This window comes from Microcoleus sp. A003_D6 (assembly GCF_036702825.1).
Lineage (GTDB): Bacteria > Cyanobacteriota > Cyanobacteriia > Cyanobacteriales > Microcoleaceae > Microcoleus.
Genome location: NZ_JAUBWA010000089.1, coordinates 1 through 20,643 on the forward strand (window position 1 = coordinate 1; position 20,643 = coordinate 20,643).

Here is a 20,643-nt window from a genome sequence, read left to right on the forward strand (position 1 = left end):
TTACATCCGTTACATCCGTTACATCCGTTACATCCGTTACATCCGTTACATCCGTTACATCCGTTACATCCGTTACAGAATCCGTTGCCGAACTTCCTTCTGCCTTAAATATTATGAAAGCAATTATGGTCGTGGGAACAACATCTCACGCAGGAAAATCTTTACTGGTTGCAGCGTTGTGTCGAATTTTTTCTCGGCGAGGCTGGCGGGTAACTCCGTTTAAAGGTCAGAATATGGCACTGAATTCCTATGTCACAGCCTCCGGCGGAGAGATTGGTTACGCTCAAGCAGTGCAAGCTTGGGCTGCGGGCGTCGCACCTTGGGTAGAAATGAATCCGATTTTGCTCAAGCCGCAAGGAGACATGACTTCTCAATTGATTGTCAAGGGCCGGGCGATCGCCAATGTGCGAGCATCTCAATATTACGAGCAGTATTTCGATATCGGCTGGCAAGCTATTCGGGAATCTTTACAATTTCTCAGTCAAGAATTTGACATGATTGTGTGCGAGGGAGCCGGCAGCCCTGCTGAGATCAATCTCAAACACCGCGATTTAACAAATATGCGGGTGGCAAAACATTTAAAAGCTCGGACTTTGCTGGTAGTTGATATCGATCGCGGCGGCGCTTTTGCTCACATTATCGGTACTTTGGAATTGCTCGATCCAGACGAACGGGCTTTAATTAAAGGATTCATTATTAATAAGTTCCGAGGACAAAAATCGATCTTAGATCCGGGGCTGACTTGGCTGGAAGAAAGGACGGGAATCCCCGTAGTTGGGGTGATTCCTTGGATAGACGAAGTGTTTCCCTCAGAAGATTCTCTCGATTTGCTCGATCGGCGTTCTCCCAATTCTCAAACCGACATAAATATTTCGGTCATCCGCCTGCCCCGAATTTCCAATTTTACCGACTTTGACCCCCTAGAGTCGGAAACTACCGTCACAGTCAAATATGTCAGCCCAAAAGACAATTTAGGCCATCCAGACGCCGTGATTTTACCAGGTTCTAAAACTACAATTTCTGATTTGCAGGTGCTGCGCCAAACAGGTATGGCAAAAGCTATTCAAAATTATTTAGTAGCTGGCGGTACAGTCATGGGAGTTTGCGGCGGCTTTCAGATGCTGGGAGAAAGTATCAGCGATAAAGAAGGCCTTGAGGGAGAAAAAGGAGAATTTGAAGGATTGGGATTGCTGCCTTTGAAAACTGCGATCGCACCCAACAAAATTGCCCGCCAGCGGATCGTAACATCTAATTATCCTCAACCGGGTTTGTCAGTTTCCGGTTACGAAATTCATCAAGGAAGAACGCAAATGCTAGAGTCAGATTTGACTCAACCGCTATTTGACGATGAGAGTTTAGGAATTGTCAACACTTCTCAATCAATTTGGGGCACATACCTGCACGGCATCTTTGACAACGGAGCTTGGCGGCGAGCTTGGTTAAATCACTTGCGCCAGCAGCGGGGACTCCGCGCATTGCCTACAGGTATTCCTAATTACCGAGAACACCGAGAAGCTCTGTTAGATACTCTAGCAGATACAGTGGAAAAGCATTTAGATATCAAGCATATTTTAGGTTAGAAAGAAGGAAGTTCGGCCACGAGCAATGTAGCGGAGTTAACGGATGTAAGAGATAGAAGGAATGAGGAAGTTCGGCAGCGGATTATGTAGCGGATTTAACGGATGTAAGTCGTAGGGTGCGTCGCCATAAACAATCCCTAACTAAATATCGACAATTGTACAGCGACGCACCTTATAAACAGTGCCAGTGTAAACAGACAAAAAAATTATTTTATGGCAAAATTTTGTAAAAATGGTATTATATCGGGAGTTAAAATTGAATGACAAAGATTGTTTTTTTACCGGATAACGTGACAGTGGAAGCTGAACCGGGAGAGCTTTTATTAGATGTAGCCAAACGTGCAGGGGTTTCTATTCCTACTGGCTGTCTCATGGGTTCTTGTCACGCTTGCGAAGTAGAAATTGATGGCGGAGATACGATTTGTGCTTGTATTTCCGGCATCCCTTCGGGGAAAAAGCAAGTGACAATTAATCTGTATGTTGACCCGACTTGGTAATTTGTTAGTTGACGGTTGACTGACAACTGACAACTGACAACTGACTAATTTTTTTGCCATTCTTGTTGTTTTTTGCGAGCGGATTGCAGCCATTTTTGGGATTCGGGATAAACAGTTGTCCCGGGTTTCACGGATTCTAATTGATTGATAATTTGTTGCAACTGGCTGAGGGAGTAACCGGGATTTTGAGAATTCACATTATTTTGCAAGTTGGCCAACAAGTTTTTAGCTGCTTGCAAAGCTGTTGCAGAATCTTTTTCTGCTTCCAGTCTAATCTGGGTAATTCCTAAATTTTTTTGATATTCAGCGAGTTTAGTTTGAGCGTCGAGATAGCCCGGGTTATCGACAGAAATCAATTTCAGTCTGTTAATACCTTCTTGCCACAATTCTGCTATTTGCTCCCACTCTGCGGCGGGATGGGGAGGTTTTTGGGAGGCGACGGCGGCGGAGAGAGCAAATTCTTTGGCAGCTTCAATTAAGTTGTCCGCACGCACCGATCCGGTGGCGACGCCGCCCATTGCTTGAAAGTCTCTTTCTGCTGCTTTCAGTGTTTTCTTAGCCGTTTCTCCCGCGAGGGTTTCGCCGGGAATTTGATTTAGTTGGTCGATCGCACTTTGCCAATTTACCGTCGCTTTCTGTCTGTCTGCCGCAGTTTTTGCTTCCTGATACTGCTGTTTCGCCGCCTTTAGCGTTTGTTCGACTTGATTTAACTGAGTAAAAGCATTTTTTTGCTGGAAAATTTGAGCTTCCATCCGCCCGACATTTTTGCGGGCGGCTTCAAATTCATCGACTGTAAAGCGCCAACTGCATCTAAAAAAAGAGCAGTACCTTTGTGGATAGTAACCTAAAAACCAAACCGGCAAAGCGTCGAGATGTTTTTGAGCCTCTTTTGCTTTAATTTCGCCCAAGTCAAAATCAGCGACAGCCGTGGCTTTGTTCACCAGTTGATCGGATTGTTCCACAAGGGCGATCGCCTGCCGGTAATTGCGATCCATACTCATAAAACTCGGCAGCAACAATATCGGCATTGTTTTCGCCACGGGCCAGCGAATCATCGGCAAAGGTAGGTTAATCAGCCAAATTATCCCCGCTGCACCACCCAGCAAACTCCCGGCAAAGATGATTTTACCGAACAATCCGGGCGGGCGGTTGGCTTTGACGGCAGCTTTGAGAGCTTTTTCGCTGAAGTTGGGAAATTCGTCTTTGAAGGTATCGCGGATTTCTTCTCTTGAGGCGAAAGTGCCGTTTTGCGATCGCAACTTCTCCAACCGCTTGATTACCATCCGTCGGTAGACATCACCGGCTAGACTATCAGCCGCCGCGCACTTGTCAACTTCGGCCCGCAAAATTTCAAAAGCTCGATCGGTAAGACGCGCCATAAAACTCACCTATTCCCTTTTAATTATTTTACAGGTTTCCAGTCAAAATAATTGTTAAAATATATAAAGCCCACATCAAATATCCGAATTAATTTCATGCCGACTGCTTTAATCACCGGTGCTTCTGGCGGAATTGGCGCAGCCTTTGCCGCCGAATTAGCCAAACGCCAGCACAATCTAATCTTGGTAGCTCGTTCCGAAGACAAATTGCAACAGCTAGCTGCTACACTGCAACAACAATTCAAGGTTCGGGCAGAAGTAATCGTGCAAGATTTGACCGCACCGGGCGCTGGAACTACTGTATTTGATACCGTTGTTCAAAAAGGTTGGACGGTAGATTTGTTGGTGAACAATGCGGGTTTTGGAGATTACGGTGTTTTTGCCGATCGCCCGCTTGCCAAACAACTAACAATGGTGCAACTAAATATTGTAGCATTAGTTGAACTCTCGCACTTATTTTTGCAGGGAATGCGGCAGCGAAAATCAGGAAGTATCATCAATGTTGCCTCCATCGCAGCTTTTCAACCGATGCCGTACTTGTCAATTTACGCAGCAAGTAAAGCCTTTGTTTTGAGTTTCAGCGAGGCACTTTGGGCTGAGAATAAAGATTTAGGAATTCGCGTTTTGTGCCTTTGTCCAGGGCCGACAGAATCGGACTTTTTCGCAGTAGCTGAATTCCCTAAATCTCTGGCATCCAGCAGCGGGCAAAAACTCGTTCCCGCAGCGGAAGTAGTGCGAGATGCTTTGAAAGCTTTAGACAAACATGAGTCTAATGTTGTGACAGGCGGATTTCCCAATCAAATCATTGCAAATATGCCTCGATTGATGCCGCGAGAACTGTTGGTTAAGTCGGTAGAAAAGGTGTTTCGGCGTAAGCCAGGATAACTGAATGCGGCCAGAAACCGGGTTTTTATGGAAATAATTCGTTGTCACCTTAAATCTCGTAAAAAACCCGGTTTCTGGGAACTCAAGGAAGTGGCGAGAAACCGGGTTTTTATCGAAATAATTCGTTGTCACCTTAAATAGACCTCTTGCAAAAATCCTTTTAATCAAATTCTGGAACGGGCAAGATGCCCATTCCACAAGAAAAAAAATTTTGTGGGATGGGCATCTTGCCCGTCATAGTTATTTTTGCAAGAGGTCTAATATCGTAAAAAACCCGGTTTCTTTGAACTCAACGATGTGGCCCCAATTACAAATATCGAGTTAACTGCACTCGATAGCGTTCTTTTTTAGTTACCATTACTTCCCCAATTTCCAATCTTCCCTTGCCCGTAACAGCGATTAAATCTCCAGACTTGACATTATAACTAGCTTGAGTAATGTCTTTCCAGTTAACTCGCACGTCGCCGCTGTCAATTAAATCGGCCATTTTGCTGCGAGACATTGCGAATCCAGCCGAGGCGACAGCATCCAATCTCATGGATGCTTCAACGGTTGTCATTTCTTTCTTTTTGGGTTCTCTAATTTTGAGTTCGCTCAACTCAATGCGGCGCGTTTGTACAGGAACCGATCGCACTTGCTGCAAACTCATCTCCAAATACTCTACCATCTCCGGCATGACAATGGCTTGCGCGCCCCGTTCTCCCAAAACAATCACATCGCCAGTTTTCTCGCGGACAATTCCCGTACCCAACATCGCCCCCAAAAAGTCGCGGTGAGAAGCTGTGTCGAACAAGAAATTGCCAGCAATCTCCACCGCAGCAACGTTAACGCTAGCAGAGTCGATCGCAATTTCCGATCGGGCGATCGCAATTCTTTGTCTTTCCGCCTGCGGATAGCCGCCCCAAGCCACTAAGTCCACATCACTCAAACGATTAAATACAATCTTAGCTTCCGCCAATTCTGGAGGCGACAGAAAATCAGTCAGAGTAACTTCCCAAGTTTTAATTGCTTGTTCCGCTTGGTCGATCGCCCGCGCCACAGATTCGCGGTTTTCAATGCCTTTTAACAGTTCTTCTCTTTGTAACATCAGTCAATTTTAGATTCTAATTTGAAATTGCCAAAGCTTGCTGTAACTAAAAAGTCTACTTTTTTAACAGTCACACTAATTTAATTATAGTCTAAAATCATCAAATAACGAGCGTATGATTTTAGTTGCTGGTAAAGCTGATATGGAATGAGAATTAAATAACTTACACTCTTGAAAGTGGGGAGTAGGGCTTGGGCGTCCCGCCCGCCCTTTTTGGACGGGCGGGACGCCCATCCCACAATAACAATTAAAACTGTAAGTTATTTAATTCCCGATCCTATGATGAGCACGATTATTAGACCTCTTGCAAAAATAGCTGGGACGGGCAAGATGCCCATCCCACAAAAAGTTTTTTCTCTTGTGGGATGGGCATCTTGCCCGTCCAAAAATTTGCTTAAAACGACTTTTGCAAGAAGTCTCTTGTACCAAATCGATGAAGTCTTCGAGTTAAAGTTTTTGCAAGAGATCGATCGAGTATGGCAGCAAAATTGTCCACCCAACTACTTATTTTTCTTCACCCGCAAATACAACTCTTCCATCGCCTCAATAAACGAACCATCCTTGTGCCAAAACTGTGGAAAATCTCCCTGTTTCTTCACCACGATCGCACTTACCCCACTTGGCGCTGCCACCTCAATTGTCTGCGGCAACCGCTTCGCACCATGCCAAAACTCTCTCAGGCTGACAGTTTGCGCCTCACTGGCGATCGCCTGCGTGTAATAGGAACCCACCGCCACAGGCTCAACTGCATCCGCCGTCAACTCCGCCGCCAGCGCCAAGCCCAAAGGCGTTTTTGCTAATTCGCGGTGCAGCACTTCCTTAGAAAGTCCCCGCAGTTCAAACAGTAAAAATGGATCTTTGTCCAATTCGGCCGCCACCAAATAATAAACTCCCGCAATATGTTTGCAGGGATTGCTATAGTCTGGGCAAGAGCAAGTAGTCTTAAAGTCCTCGCGGCTGCTGGGTAAAAGGTGCAATCCGAGGGGTGAGAAAGCATTTTCAATGTTGTCGGGCATTTCGTTGAGTAGCAGCCGGGAAATGAAGCTGGCTTTCGATGCCATTTGGGCGATCGCCTTTTGCCACTTTGCCTGACTAATCGGCTCAAACTCAATTTTAGTTTTGTACAGAGGCTCCTTATAAACCCCAAAATAAGGATTAACCGATCCCCTTACTTCTGCCATCACTAACCCATCATTCATTTTAAAGCTTTTTACCTTGCCGTTCCGCGCATAGGAACGTCCCCGTCCGAGTCGCCCAGAATCAGTAAATCTTTCCAGCGCATCGATAAATTTATTGCCCCACCAAGTCCGAGTAAATTGTGACATAAGCTGTTCTGCATTTAAATTGTATATTTCTTCGATGAATCTCAAAAATCCTCTCCCCCTCTCCCCCTCTCCCTCTCTCCCTCTCTCCCCCTCTCCCACTCTCCCCCTCTACCCCTCTCCCTCTCTCCCCATTTCTCCTAATCTAGAACCGCATTTTTATTCAGCCTAATTAACTTCTTAAATGCCTCATTATCCAACTCAGTTAACCACGACTCATCCGCACCAATAATTGACCCCGCCAATTTCTTTTTGTCCTCAATCATTTGGTCAATCTTTTCTTCCAAAGTGCCAATTGCCACAAACTTATGCACAAACACATTTTTTTGCTGTCCGATCCGAAACGCCCGATCCGTTGCCTGATCTTCCACTGCCGGATTCCACCAGCGATCGAAATGGAATACGTGATTGGCTTTTGTCAGCGTAATTCCAACGCCGCCAGCCTTCAGTGACAGAATAAATACCGAAGGTTCAGACTCTGGATCTTGAAACTCTGAAATCATCCGTTCCCGTTTTTCGCGACTGGTTCCCCCGTGGATGTAATAAGTGTTATAATGTAAGGTGTGTTTGATGTATTTTTCCAACGCACTTCCCAATTCTGTAAACTGCGTAAATACCAATAAACTTTCGCCTTCTGCTTTGACTTCCTCAATCATCTCGATCAGCCGTTCCAATTTGTGCGATCGCTCTGGTGTAAACTCACTTTCATCCTGCAAAAACTGGCGCGGATGGTTGCAAATTTGCTTCAGCTTCAGCAGTGTCGCCAAAATCATCCCCTTGCGCTTCATCCCTTCAGTGGCGTCAATTTCTTGTTCTACCTCTTTCACAATCGCTTCATAAAGCGAAGCTTGCTCGCGGGTGAGATTGCAGTAGAGTTTTTGCTCAACTTTATCGGGGAGATCCTGAATAATCGACTTATCGGTTTTCAGGCGCCGGAGAATAAAAGGTTCCACTAATTTTTTGAGCGCTGCCGATTGCGTGCGACTCGCATTTTTTTGAATCGGGATCTCAAACAACTTCCGAAACTGCGTTTCTTTTCCCAAATATCCGGGATTGAGAAAATTAAAAATTGACCATAAATCCAACAAGCGATTTTCTACAGGTGTTCCAGTCAGCGCCAACCGATGGGTAGCCGGCAACTTTAAAATCGCCTTTGTTTGCGCCGCTTTCGGATTTTTAATATTCTGCGCTTCATCAATTACCAATCGATGCCACTCAACACTGCTCAACAGCTTCTCATCTTTGCGCGCCAAAGTAAACGAAGTAATCAACATATCGCAATCTTGGACGGCGGCTTTAAATGCTTTGGCATCTTGCAAGCGCCCAGGGCCGTGGTGAATCAGCGATCGCAATTCTGGAGCAAATTTTTCCATTTCCTTTTGCCAGTTGCCAACTACGGAAGTGGGCGCAATTAACAGCGTGGGCAGCACCGCATTTTCGGTCTTTTTAGTAGTAGATAAAACTTCCCGTTCTTGCAATAATCGAGCAATTACCTGCGCCGATTTACCCAAACCCATATCGTCGGCAAGACAGCCATTTAATCCCAAGCTTTCCAAATAACTTAACCAAGAAACACCGCGCTTTTGATAATCCCGGAGTTTACCCTGAAACCGTACTGGATCTGCAATTAATTCGAGCCTACTCTTATCGTGCAGCTTCTCCAACATATCCGACAAAGCTTGATCGCGCTCCACCTCCAACTCTTCACTAGCTTCTCCTTGGGCCGTCAACTTCATAAAGTCAATTAGGCTGACATCGGGATTTTCTTCGCGATGCTTTTTCCAAAACTCCAGCATCTCCTGCATTTTATCTTTGTCCAGTTCCATCCATTGTCCTCGGAACTGCACCAGCGGTGTTTTGCTATTAACTAACGCCTGCCATTCTTGTTCGCTAACCCGTTCGCCTCCGATCGCCAATTCATACTGATATTCCACCAAGGAATCGGCCGAAAACAATCCTTTGCCCTTGATTGCAGCACTCTTGCTGCCCTTCCCTTTGACTTTCAGGCGAATCTTTGCCCGCTGCCGTCCCTTCGGCGTCCACCAAGCGGGGACAATCACTTTATATCCGGCATCTTCTAATACCCAAGCGGACTCGCTGAGAAAGGTAAAAGCATCATCTAAGCTGAGGGAAATATTAACGGGTTTGTCGGTTTCTAGCCCTTGCCAAAGTTGGGGATAAATCCGTGCGGCGTAGCCGAGATTTGTCAGCAAATGTTGCTCGAAGTTGTCGCCAAATTGTTTTTGCAACTGTTTTTGTTGAGTCGATCGCGATCGCCAATAATCGTGCAACGGCACTCGCAGAGATGGGTCTTTTTTAGCAGCAACCTGAAACTCTAAAACCCAAGGCTGTTCGGGGTTTTCGGGTGATTCTAGTTGAAAGCAGAGGGAGAATGAGTCAGCGGCTTGATTGCGCGTAATGCGATCGCGCCAGGTTTGCCATTGTCGGTATTGTTCAAGGCTTACTCGCGCAATTTTTTGTGTTTGGTTGAGGCAGATTTGGAGTAAAGAATCCGCAATTTTATTCTCAAAGGATGCTGGGATCGGGGTTTTAGTGACGATTTCGGCGATCGCGCATTCTGAAAAATTACGCAGCAACATTTCGCGATCGTAGAACTTTGGTGTATCTTGTAGCAGGATCTTCCGAAAACCGGACACGCAAACTAAAGGCATCCATTCAACATAGCGTGGTAAATCAGTTTCGTACTGTGTTGAAACAATTTCCCATCCCGGATAAATCTCAAAGCTGGGTGCAATTTTGGCAGGTGTTTTTGGAGTTTTTGCAGTTGTTTTTGTTTTTGTCTCGCCCGCTTTCTTACGCCCGCGCGTGGCTTTCTCAGCGGGTTCGGATGTTTCGATGGGTGCGATCGCGATCGGAGCAGTTTCTCGATAGCGCAGCGCCGGAATATAATGATCTTTCAGAACAATTTGCTTAAAAAATTGGGTGTAGTGATACCAAAATAGCAAGTCTGAACCAAACTGAACTTCTGCTAAATCGTAGAGAGCAAAAAAATGCAGATCGTTCAATACTTTAGTCAAACTGTGGGTGGCGATGGACACGCAATCGACTTCCCAATACTCCAACTCAAATGTTTCGGGTAACTCTGTCTCTAAATATCGCGCTAACTCTAAAGATGGTAACGGCTGGTTATCTGCTGTGGGGAGTAAAAAATACCGAGGGGCGATCGCGTATTCTAGCCCCATGGCACTTGTATTGCTGACTGGCGGCAGTTGAATCCCGGCTTCTTTCGTTAGAAACTCTTTTAACTGTGCCGTCTTCAATTGTCGGGGATGAACCTTAGCAGGCTGTTTTTTCTTTTCAGTGGTTTCAACCCAAATATAAAACGTTCCAGGTTGAATAAAATTCTCTTCTGTTTGAGGAATCCAAGTTCCGTGGAGGATTTTCATAGGTCATACCAAATGCAACCTTTGGCAGCCTATCATATCATGAGTTGGAAAAAATAACTGCCTCCAAATATTACAGGAGTTGAATGTCAACAGTAGACTTCTTGCAAAAATCCTTTTAATCAAATTCTGGAACGGGCAAGATGCCCATTCCACAAGAAAAAAAATTTTGTGGGATGGGCATCTTGCCCGTCCTAGTTATTTTTGCAAGAGGTCTAGTTAACTATTAACTGTCAACTGTTGACTGTCAACAAATAACTAAGTCTCTGTATAACCTTGGATATTTTCCGGTTCAAACTGCTGCAAAATATTGGCAGCTTTCCCAGTCAAATCATCAGTACCCTTAACCGCAATCAAAAATTTACCCGCATTCAAACGGTTGCGGTAGGGCAAAGCATCGCCGCTACCAAAAGCCATACCGCCCGCGCCTCCTACAAAAACACTGCCCATCGCAGCGGCGATCGCACCTAATACTCCACCGATCGCGTGATCGCCAATTTCCCCCGCCCAGGCGAAAGTTTTCAACTCAGTCATGAGACTGAAAGTAACGCCAGCAATAAAGCCAAAGGGAATCAGCCAAACAGCCATGAGTTTCGCTTGTTTCTTCGCTTGCTGGTTGGGGTCGATCAAGCCAAATTCATCAGCAGTTTTGTAGCCGCGGCCCAAAATACTTACCTGTTTCATCGGTAAGCCTTCTTTTTCGAGGGCGCAGTAGGCAGCTTCGGCTTGCATTCGATCGGGCAGTACGGCGATAAGATAATTCATTAGAAACAATTCCTGATACTTAGGTTTCAATACCCGGAATTCATTATAACCCGAAAAGACTTGCTAGCTAAGCAATTGGGCGTTTTTAAGACGATCGCCCAGAACGATCGCCCCGAAACCTAAAATATTTCAAGCAAAAACGGCCGGTCAAGACCGAATGCGGATACAATTCAAACTGCACAAAGACCAGCTTAAGCCCAGCAGTAAGATACTGCTCTAAGTTTAAGCCTCAACTTTGGGCTCGCCCCGCACTGGGGCCTATTTTTACTGATTCCACTCAATTGCTTGCTATGCCTAAAGTTCTAGTATCCGATCCGATCGACCAAGCCGGAATTGACATCCTCTCCCAAGTCGCGCAAGTTGACGTAAACACAGGACTCTCGGCCGAAGAACTGGTACGAATTATTCCAGATTACGACGCTTTAATGATCCGTTCTGGCACCCAAGTTACCAAAGAAATCATTGAAGCCGGGAATTCACTCAAAATCATAGGTAGAGCCGGCGTCGGCGTAGATAATGTCGATGTACCCGCCGCTACCCGCAAAGGAATTGTAGTCGTCAATTCCCCCGAAGGCAACACGATCGCCGCCGCCGAACACGCGATCGCCATGATGCTCTCAATGTCTCGCCACATCCCGGAAGCCAACGCATCCGTCAAAGCGGGTAAATGGGAACGCAACCGCTTCATCGGCGTAGAAGTTTACAAAAAAACCCTCGGTATCGTCGGTTTGGGCAAAATCGGCTCCCACCTTGCCGCCGCAGCCAAAGCAATGGGCATGAAACTCCTAGCCTACGATCCGTTTATCTCCACCGAAAGAGCCGAACAGTTGGGCTGTCGCTTGGTAGAACTCGAACTGCTGATGCGCGAATCCGACTACATCACCCTGCACATCCCCAAAACCCCCGAAACCCTGCACTTAATTAACGCTGAAGTGCTGTCGAAGATGAAGCCCACGGCCCGCATCATTAACTGCGCCAGAGGCGGCATCATCGACGAAGCAGCCCTTGCAGAAGCCATCAAAGAAGGCAAGATTGCCGGCGCTGCGATCGACGTTTACGAACACGAACCCCTCGAAGCAGATTCTCCCCTGCGGACTGTCGGCCAAAACATCGTGCTGACACCCCACTTGGGAGCTTCCACCGCCGAAGCTCAGGTGAATGTGGCGATCGACGTTGCCGAACAAATCCGCGATGTGCTGTTGGGGCTGCCCGCGCGATCGGCTGTCAACATACCGGGAATTTACCCAGACTCGATCGAAAAACTCAAACCCTACCTCCAACTCGCCGAAACCCTCGGCAACCTCGTCAGCCAGCTAGCCGGCGGCCGAGTCGATTACCTCAACGTCCAACTCCAAGGCGAATTGGCAAACAACCAAAGCCAGCCCGTAGTCGTCGCCGCCCTCAAAGGCCTGCTCTCCCAAGCCCTGCGAGAGCGCGTTAACTACGTCAACGCCAGCATCGAAGCCAAAGAACGCGGAATTCGCGTCGTCGAAACCAGAGACGCCTCGATTCGCGACTACACCGGCTCCCTGCACCTCTCGGCCAAGGGAACTCTCGGCGAACACACCGTGACAGGTGCAGTGCTCGGCGAAAGCGAAATTCGGATTACCAGCGTTGACGATTTCCCGGTCAACGTTTCCCCCACTCACCATATGCTGTTTACTCTGCACCGCGATATGCCGGGGATTATCGGCAAAATTGGTTCCCAATTGGGCAGTTTTAATGTCAATATTGCGAGTATGCAAGTAGGCCGTAAAATCGTGCGCGGTGACGCGGTGATGGTTTTGAGCCTCGATGACCCTCTACCAGAGGGGATACTGGCAGAGATCCTCAAAGTTCCGGGAATTCGGGATGCTTACACGGTAAATCTTTGACGGATTTTGGAGTTTAGATTTTGGATGCTAGGACTGATAATTGGTAATGGGTAATCGATCGTTGGTAATTGGCAAGAAAGCGGGAATTTTTCTATTAGTCAATCCTCATTCTTCACTCCCCAATTCCCAGTCTCCAGTTGCCCTGGGCCAATCTAAAATCTAAAATCTAAAATCTAAAATTGTTATGGCACATAGCTGGTGGGAAATTAGAATTCTTTGCGATCCGGCGCTGGAAGATATCATCTTTTGGCGTCTGGAACGGTTTGGCTGTCGGGGAACTGCTACTGAACTCAAAAGCAATTCCTGTCTGATGTCGGCTTATTTGCCCGAAGAACAGGCCCGATTGCTTGATTTGGCCGCTCTTTCTCTGTGGCTGCGCCAAGATGCTTTGTGTGCAGGTTTGCCCGTACCTGCGATGCAGTGGGATTTGATTGAAGAGGAAGACTGGGGCAGCACTTGGAAGCAGCACTGGCAGCCTCAAGAAGTGGGCGATCGCTTTTTAATTAATCCGGCCTGGCTGCCCCCACCGACTGATACCGATCGCATTATTTTGCGTTTAGATCCGGGTGTGGCTTTCGGTACCGGTGCTCACGCCACTACTCAACTTTGTCTGGAATCGCTGGAAATGCGGCTCGGTTTTGATGACAAAGAGTGCATCGTTGCGGATATCGGGTGCGGATCGGGTATTTTGTCGATCGGCGCGGTGTTGTTGGGCGCTACAAAAGTTTATGCTTTGGATACAGATCCTTTGGCAGTGCGATCGACCATCAGCAACAGACAGCTCAACCGCGTCAATCCCCAGCAGTTGGTTTCAGAACTCGGAAGTATCGATCGTTTGAAAGAAATGGTCGATGAGCCGATCGACGGTTTTATGTGCAACATTTTAGCAGAAGTAATCATCGATTTAATCCCGCAGTTTACAGCAATTAGCAAGCCCACTACTTGGGCCGTCCTCAGCGGCATTTTGCTCGATCAAGCCAAGCCAATTGCTGATACTCTCGAACAGAACGGCTGGATTGTCGCTACTCTGTGGAAGCGCCAAGATTGGTGTTGTTTTAACATTCGGCGGAGTTAACAAGATGTTAATTGGTAATTGCTAATTTGGAGTTCATGTTTCATCTTTCCGAAGTGAATTTAAATAAATCTCGCACTTGAAAGTAAACCGCGCCAGCCCAGTAAAAAGCATTCACCAAAATCAACAATCCTTTCCCAACATAAGAATTAACAAAACCAAAAACGCGGTAAGTTGACAGCAGCACTAACAACATTTCCACAAAAGAAACAATTGACCCGTAGTGCTTCCTATCCCAATAAGAAAACGGACTGATAAAACGGTAATTGCTGAACGGAAAAAAGTGCCGGTGAGCGTCGTCATTGTGGACTGGCAAATCTCCCAGAGAGTGCAGGATCGTGCTGATAAACAGAATTTGCACGCTTTGCCAGCCAAAGTAATAAGCAATTAGCAAACCAATAACCGCAAGGGGAATTGAATGAAACAGAGCCACAATATTTTGCACAAAAGGCTCATAATATGCTTCTGACCAAATTGTAGCTGCGGGCAAGCGAGCAATGTATTTCGCCCAAAAGTAAAATAAAAATATCGGAAGATCCGGCAAAATTCCGCCGATCGCAATAATGAGATTAGCTTGCGGCAGTTGCGGTTTGCCGAGAATTGCGAGATTGATAATAGCGTGGCTGGGAGTCTTCATAAGTAGGGTGCGTCAACTAGGATTATCTTATTCATAATTAATCAGATATGAGCTGACACACCCTACGTGTGAGATAATTGGCTCGTGCTACAAGTGAGGTTGCAGTCGATCGATCAACTGCGCCGCTTGCAATACTCCCTCAATGCGATCGACCTCAGCGCCATTTTTGAACAACACCAAAGTCGGCAAAGCATAAATGTGATGCTGCGAGGCCAACTGTTCGTACTTATCCGTGTCAATTTTGACAACCATCAGCTTTTCCTTCATCTGACCGCTGACTTGCTCCAAAATCGGTGCCATCATCTGACAAGGCCCGCACCAAGTAGCGTAAAAATCTACCAACACCGGCAAGTCAGATCCCGATAGTAACTCCTCAAAACTGCTGAACTGTTTTTGAACTGCCATAAGACAAAATAATTTTTTTGGTTCTGGCTCGATTTTAGTGCAAAATTCTCTGGTAGATTGCGAGGATACAATTATGGAAATATTGCCAGAGACTTTTCAGAGATTGCGGGGTCAAGTTGCTGTCGTGACCGGTGCCTCGCGGGGAATCGGCCGCGCCGTTGCTTTAGCCCTAGCAGCAGAGGGTGCTAAAGTCGCCGTCAACTATGCCAGTTCCAGCGCTGCTGCTGATGAGGTGGTAGCAGAAATAGTCGCTGCGGGAGGAGAAGCTGTCGCACTTGCAGCAGATGTCTCGAAAACTGACCAAGTAGATTTACTCACCAGTAATGTCATGGAAAAATGGGGACGGATTGACATTTTGGTGAACAATGCCGGCATTACTCGCGATACTTTGCTGTTGCGGATGAAGTTGGAAGATTGGCAAGCGGTAATTGATTTGAATTTAACCGGCGTGTTTTTGTGTGCGAAAGCTGCCAGTAAAATCATGCTGAAACAGCGAAGCGGCCGAATTATTAATATTGCTTCGGTTGCTGGGCAAATGGGCAATCCCGGACAAGCTAATTACAGTGCGGCGAAGGCTGGGGTAATTGGGTTTACTAAAACTGTGGCGAAAGAGTTGGCCAGTCGCGGGATTACTGTGAATGCAGTTGCACCGGGTTTTATCACTACAGATATGACTAAGGATGTCAAGTCTGATGAGATTTTGAAGTATATTCCGCTGGGGAGATACGGGGAAGTTGAGGAAGTTGCGGGGATGGTGAAGTTTTTGGCGGCGGATGCGGCGGCGGCTTATATAACCGGGCAGGTTTTTAATGTGGATGGGGGGATGGTGATGGCTTAGGATTTGGGGAGCTTTTTAACCGCAGATGCACGCGGATGAACGCGGATATTTGCGGTTAATAATTATTTTAAGGCGGCACGCAACTGACTGAGGACTTTTTTGTATTTGGCAATGCGTTGAAAATCTGCTTCTGTGGGATTGGCGATGCGACGAAGATCGAGGTTATGAGTAACATCAGCGATTTTGACTCGCAGTGCGATCGGGTTGGCAATCACACGTTCTAAATAAGTTGCATAAGCTTCTCCTTCTATTTTGGTAATAGCCGCGATCGCCTTTACTATAACTTCAGGAAAACCTTCGCTTCTAAATTGCTCCAATGTCAGTTCGGAATCTTCGACTGCATCGTGCAGAACCGCTACGATTTTTTGCTCTAGAGAATTTACATTTTCCATCACAAATAGCGGATGATCGAGATAGGGCTTACCTGCCTTATCAACCTGCCCCTCATGTGCTTTGGCGGCGATCGCGATCGCCCGTTGCAGTAATGATTCGTACTCTGAATTCGTATTTGACAACATTGTAAAGAAGTTCTCTATTAAAGTTTCAATCTCCTGGCGGGAAAAAGGTAGTGTGTCAATACGGTTTACTTAACACTATTTATGCCCGGAGATCCCCCTAAATCCCCCTTAAGAAGGGGGACTTTGAGAGCTTTCTTGTCCCCCCCTTTTTAAGGGGGGTTAGGGGGGATCAGCCCTAAGTGAACCGTATTGAGCTAAGAGTGAGTTATCTTCTAAAAATTATAGGCAATTGACGTTTCAAGTCGAGTATTAACAGATGTTTGATTTGTATTAATTGAGTGAATACTTGATAATTCTTTACATAAATATGTATTAATTTAGAATTTATTGCCATTCCCGAGCTTCCAGTTCCTGCTGAGGCAGCAATAAAGTGGCTTCGATTTCCTGTCGGATGGCCGCTGTCACTTCACAATTGCTGTGCAGACAATCGAGCAGAAGTTGATTGGCATTGTAGTAGGATTCCAGCACTTGCTGTTGAGCTGGACTAAACTCCCAGGTATGGTTAATATTGCGGTAATGGGCGATCGTCTCCCTCAACTCTTCCACCCAGGCAGAATAGTGTTTCTGCCACCAGTCATCCAGCCATTCTCGGTTTTGACTCGCAGATGGCAATTCGTCTCTCAATTGTTGCAAAGACTTATAAAATCCAGCATCCAGAATCGTCACCAGAATATTGTTGAGTGCCTCACTGCAAGCATGGGCAAAGGCAAAATCCTGACTGTGATTAACCGCACATTCCAGCAGCAAATTATCTAAGGCCGCATCTAAAAACATCCCTTGATCCAGGGTGCACGCTAACGCAAAGTGAGCCGCTGTATGAGGGCTTTGGGCAAGCGCCAAGTAAAACGCTCGTGAAGTGGCAACTTTGGGTTCTGTGGGAATCATCTGCGATTTTTGACTTGCCCACAGCAAAAATTCTTGCAGATAAGGGTCTTGAGCCACTAATACATCAATCTGCTGCTTCATCAACTGCACCAGCGAATCTGCACTGCGCAACATCGCAGTTGTTAACAAGAAGACTTCGCGCCAGTGCGGGTCAGTTATGTGACTGACCAACCCGGACAGCGCTTGCTCTAATCCTCCCAGATTGTGACTGGCAACAATTTTTCGAGCCGTGAAGTATTCTTGAAATGCTAGATAGGAAAACGAAAAAATTCCTCGCGCTCGTTCTGTAAGCAACCCATGTTGAGCCTCAATTGATTTAAGTATGGCTTCGCTTTCGAGTTGAAGTTCCTCTGGTTCTAATAATGTCGCACCTGGCAAATTCTGCAAATAATCCCCAATGTATTGTTCGATGATGCGTTGCTCAAAAAAATACTGTCCGTCTTCAAAGGTGACTGCCGCCAACTGACTCAGCAACCTGAGTTTTTGAGGTAATAAAAACCCTCGGTACACGTCATCGCGTTCGACTCCTTTGGCTTCATCCCATTTCCCCAGCAGCAAATCCAGTCCTTGCTTGTAAAACTCCGTGCGTTTAGTCGGAAATTTGTCTTGACCGTGAAACACCCAGCAAGCAAGATGTAGAAACAGGGGTGTGACTACCAGTTGGCGAAACTGCCAGTTTTCCGGCAAGTCCAATTTGCGCATAAACTGCATAGATTGTGCCTTGCCCGATTCAGGGTTGGTTTTGGCAAATTCCACAAACCACTTTTGCGCGAAGATGGTGATTTGAGCCTCGGTAAAGGGGGCAATTTCTACATCGGTAAAGCCTTGCAGTTGCAGTTTTTGGGCGGCGGTGCGGCAGGTGGCGACGAACTGATTTTTGTGATATTTTTCTGAGAACTTGCGAATTTCTTTCAGAACTGCTGTAATGTCCTGGTTGAGCACTTCATCCATGCCATCTAGCAACAGCAAAACTCTACCGGCTTTGAGTAAAGTTTCAATTACAGACGGATTGGGAATACCTGATGTGAGAAATGCCTGATGAATGTAATTTAGGATGCTAAATTTGCCATCATCTCTGGATTCTTCGGCAAAATCTCTCAGGGCGATGAAAACTGGTACTTGATGGGCGGCAAATTTGCCCCGATTGCACAGAATGGCAAGGTGTTTCAAAAAGGTGGTTTTGCCGACTCCTGGTTTACCTAATACCCTGAGTTTGGAGTAGGTTTCGACGGCTTGCATTCCTGGTATTTGTTTTTGGTCAACTGCGCCTAAGCCGACGCGATCGAATTCGGCGGGCTCTAAGTTTTGCAGGTCGGCAATTTCAAACCACTGTTGGCTGGCTATTTCTTCTAAAATGTTGACATCGACGTAGATGTCATCAATGCTGACTGGACGGCTGATGTCGAGTAATTGCAAGATGCCGCACTGGTTTTGAATTGTGTCGCGATATTGCGATCGCACAACTTGCACTAAACTGTCAATATTCCCAGAGGCAGTCTCGGCGGCGTCTCCGGGTTCTGGAAATTCAGCAGCCGGATGGTCGGCAATTTCTCGCCAATCTAAATCTAGTATTGTACAAATGGCTAAGAAAGTCTGGCGATCGACCCGTTGGCCTGTGAAAAAGCGCCCAATTGGCTGACGGGTCTTTAAGTTTACTTCCCCTGCTAGATTTTCCTGAGTCCAGCCCTTGATGGCAAACGCTGCTTTCGCCCGTTGAATTCCAGAAGTGGATGCTTGGAGCGATCGTTTTACCATAAAATAACAACCTCATATTAAGACTCAAAATTCAAATTTTTTCAATATCAAGCATTTTTATGATAATTTGTTATTCCCAGGATATAAGACAATACGGTTCAGATAAGGTTGTTTATTCTCAGAGATCCCCCTCGCATCCCCTTAAAAAAGGGGACTTTGAGTAACTTCTTGTCCCCACCTTTTTAAGGGGGGCTAGGGGGGATCGGCTTTAACTAAACCGTATTGGGATATAAGGTGCGCAGTGCACACCCTACATGAGAGTTAAAACGCAAGTCTTAAAGTTGTGGGTTTTTTGAATTCAGCAACGGTTCAATCTGTCGCCTTTGATACTGCAATTCGTCTGCTAAAGGCTGATAAATTTCGCGATCGCCCGATTCATTGCAATAATCCCACAAACCATTGTAACAGTGCCTGTCGTCATCCCAACCAGGATGGTTGACAATCGGATACAAACAGATTCCGTCTATCGGAACTCCTGCTTTCATGGCAGCCACTACCTCAGTGCACACATAATTAAACCAGACAGGTCTAAAATCGTCTTCAGTACCCGTTTCGGCTATGAATAAGGGGCGGCGGTAGCGATCGAACACTTCTTGCAGCAGTTCGCGAAACGGGCGGTACAGCTTGTCAGTGTATTTCATCGGCTCTTCATTGTGAATCCACTGATTGCGATCGTAATAATTCAACCCAATAATATCGAGATATTTTTCCTGGCCGCCGAGTTCGGGGCGAAAACGTCCCGCCAACATATCCCAAGCTTGATATTGAGATAAGCGATAACCTTCCGCCGCGTCTCGATCCTCCGGTTTGTCAGGATCGGCAATAATGTTAATTACGGGGTCAATTTGCACGATGCGGGTGCTGGGATTGACTTCCCAAACTGATTCTATCGCTGCGATCGCAGCTTTGATTAACTGGATTTTTAGCTCGTCTCCCCGCCCTTTGGCAAACGGATTGATGTAGGCGACATCGCCGCCTGCCCAAGCAATAAATGAAATTTCATTGACAGGTGTTACGAAAGGTGTTTGGTCTGTTTCCTCAGTCAGCACTTCCATAAAAGCGCGCACCATGTTTGCAAACCTGGACACAAATTCGGGACTGAAAATATCAATATCGTCTGGCCAGCCGTAGTGAAACAAATCCCAAATTACCTGCATTTTTGTGTCGCGGGCGGCGCGGATAATTGGCAGGGAACTGGAAAAATCGTATTTTCCGGGCGACTGTTCAATTAAGTGCCAGCGGAGGCCTTCGCGGACTGTGTAAATGCCTTGGTCTTGCAAGCGCTGGTAGTCGGCGACTGCAAATTTATCGTGGCCGGTGGCGGCTGTTATATCGAGGCGTTTTCCAGATTGTACTCTGTGGGTGGAACATTCAAATCCGCCCATGAAAAAACTTTGAAACATCGTTAAATAGTTGACAGTTGACAGTGGACAGTTGACAGCGAGGTTTTAAGATTCGTAGTAATGACTTTAGTATCGTAGGGTGCGTCGCCCTCGACTAGCTTCAACTCAAACCAAAAATCTCAGTAGCGACGCACCAGACTAAACAGTAAGTTACGTCAGACTTATGACATTATGGTGCGTCGTTCAGGAATCTTGGTAAATAGCTGGGATTGTGGCAGCGACGCACCCTACTTTTACTTAAATGCCCTCTTGATTCTTTAGTAGGGTGCGTCGCCCTCGACTAGCTTCAACTCAAACCAAAAATCTCAGTAGCGACGCACCAGACTAAACAGTAAGT

The 20,643-nt window shown here is 46.5% G+C and carries 16 protein-coding genes; 6 read left to right on the forward strand and 10 right to left on the reverse strand.

Annotated features, from left to right (window positions below):
- Positions 1–113: 113 nt before the first annotated feature.
- On the forward strand, positions 114–1,580 hold the full coding sequence (gene cobQ, locus QUB70_RS22240; protein WP_332983517.1) for a cobyric acid synthase CobQ: 1,467 nt from the start codon (positions 114–116) through the stop codon (positions 1,578–1,580).
- A gap of 260 nt (positions 1,581–1,840) precedes the next feature.
- Positions 1,841–2,077: a 2Fe-2S iron-sulfur cluster-binding protein gene (locus QUB70_RS22245; protein ID WP_332983491.1), complete on the forward strand. Its 237-nt coding sequence runs from the start codon at positions 1,841–1,843 to the stop codon at positions 2,075–2,077.
- Between the two features lie 44 nt (positions 2,078–2,121).
- On the opposite strand, the gene QUB70_RS22250 is transcribed toward QUB70_RS22245, so the two are convergent.
- Complete coding sequence (locus QUB70_RS22250) at positions 2,122–3,456, reverse strand: hypothetical protein (protein ID WP_332983492.1); 1,335 nt, start codon at positions 3,454–3,456, stop codon at positions 2,122–2,124.
- 96 nt (positions 3,457–3,552) lie between these two features.
- Here QUB70_RS22250 and QUB70_RS22255 point away from each other — a divergent pair, with 96 nt between their 5' ends.
- Positions 3,553–4,341, forward strand: a complete 789-nt coding sequence (locus tag QUB70_RS22255) for an SDR family NAD(P)-dependent oxidoreductase (protein WP_332983493.1) — start codon at positions 3,553–3,555, stop codon at positions 4,339–4,341.
- A 307-nt stretch (positions 4,342–4,648) separates the two neighbouring features.
- Here the strand turns inward: QUB70_RS22255 and QUB70_RS22260 are convergent, their stop codons facing one another.
- The 4 genes from QUB70_RS22260 to QUB70_RS22275 form a co-directional block, all read right to left on the reverse strand.
- Positions 4,649–5,428 (reverse strand): photosystem II S4 domain protein, encoded by a 780-nt coding sequence (locus QUB70_RS22260; RefSeq protein WP_332983495.1) that lies wholly within the window; start codon positions 5,426–5,428, stop codon positions 4,649–4,651.
- A gap of 500 nt (positions 5,429–5,928) precedes the next feature.
- Complete coding sequence (locus QUB70_RS22265) at positions 5,929–6,753, reverse strand: SWIM zinc finger family protein (protein WP_332983496.1); 825 nt, start codon at positions 6,751–6,753, stop codon at positions 5,929–5,931.
- A 137-nt stretch (positions 6,754–6,890) separates the two neighbouring features.
- Positions 6,891–10,157, reverse strand: coding sequence for a DEAD/DEAH box helicase (locus QUB70_RS22270; protein WP_332983498.1), 3,267 nt, complete (start codon positions 10,155–10,157; stop codon positions 6,891–6,893).
- Positions 10,158–10,412: 255 nt separating this feature from the next.
- Entirely contained in the window at positions 10,413–10,919 is a 507-nt protein-coding gene (locus tag QUB70_RS22275) for a hypothetical protein (RefSeq protein WP_332983499.1), read from the reverse strand.
- A gap of 290 nt (positions 10,920–11,209) precedes the next feature.
- Here QUB70_RS22275 and serA point away from each other — a divergent pair, with 290 nt between their 5' ends.
- On the forward strand, positions 11,210–12,793 hold the full coding sequence (serA, locus tag QUB70_RS22280) for a phosphoglycerate dehydrogenase (protein WP_332983500.1): 1,584 nt from the start codon (positions 11,210–11,212) through the stop codon (positions 12,791–12,793).
- Positions 12,794–12,977: 184 nt separating this feature from the next.
- Positions 12,978–13,868 carry a 50S ribosomal protein L11 methyltransferase gene (prmA, locus tag QUB70_RS22285; protein WP_332983501.1) on the forward strand — a complete coding sequence of 297 codons (891 nt, stop codon included), beginning with the start codon at positions 12,978–12,980 and terminating at the stop codon, positions 13,866–13,868.
- 40 nt (positions 13,869–13,908) lie between these two features.
- On the opposite strand, the gene QUB70_RS22290 is transcribed toward prmA, so the two are convergent.
- Positions 13,909–14,502: a hypothetical protein gene (locus QUB70_RS22290; protein ID WP_332983502.1), complete on the reverse strand. Its 594-nt coding sequence runs from the start codon at positions 14,500–14,502 to the stop codon at positions 13,909–13,911.
- Positions 14,503–14,589: 87 nt separating this feature from the next.
- A complete protein-coding gene (trxA, locus tag QUB70_RS22295; RefSeq protein WP_332983503.1) occupies positions 14,590–14,907 on the reverse strand; it encodes a thioredoxin in 318 nt (105 codons plus the stop codon).
- A gap of 73 nt (positions 14,908–14,980) precedes the next feature.
- Here trxA and fabG point away from each other — a divergent pair, with 73 nt between their 5' ends.
- On the forward strand, positions 14,981–15,745 hold the full coding sequence (gene fabG, locus QUB70_RS22300) for a 3-oxoacyl-[acyl-carrier-protein] reductase (RefSeq protein WP_332983504.1): 765 nt from the start codon (positions 14,981–14,983) through the stop codon (positions 15,743–15,745).
- Between the two features lie 62 nt (positions 15,746–15,807).
- Here fabG and QUB70_RS22305 read toward each other — a convergent pair whose 3' ends face one another.
- From QUB70_RS22305 to QUB70_RS22315, 3 genes are all read right to left on the reverse strand, one after another.
- On the reverse strand, positions 15,808–16,263 hold the full coding sequence (locus QUB70_RS22305) for an HD domain-containing protein (protein ID WP_332983505.1): 456 nt from the start codon (positions 16,261–16,263) through the stop codon (positions 15,808–15,810).
- A gap of 324 nt (positions 16,264–16,587) precedes the next feature.
- Positions 16,588–18,903, reverse strand: a complete 2,316-nt coding sequence (locus QUB70_RS22310; protein WP_332983506.1) for an NACHT domain-containing protein — start codon at positions 18,901–18,903, stop codon at positions 16,588–16,590.
- A 275-nt stretch (positions 18,904–19,178) separates the two neighbouring features.
- A complete protein-coding gene (locus QUB70_RS22315) occupies positions 19,179–20,288 on the reverse strand; it encodes a beta-glucosidase (protein WP_332983507.1) in 1,110 nt (369 codons plus the stop codon).
- Between the last annotated feature and the right edge of the window lie 355 nt (positions 20,289–20,643).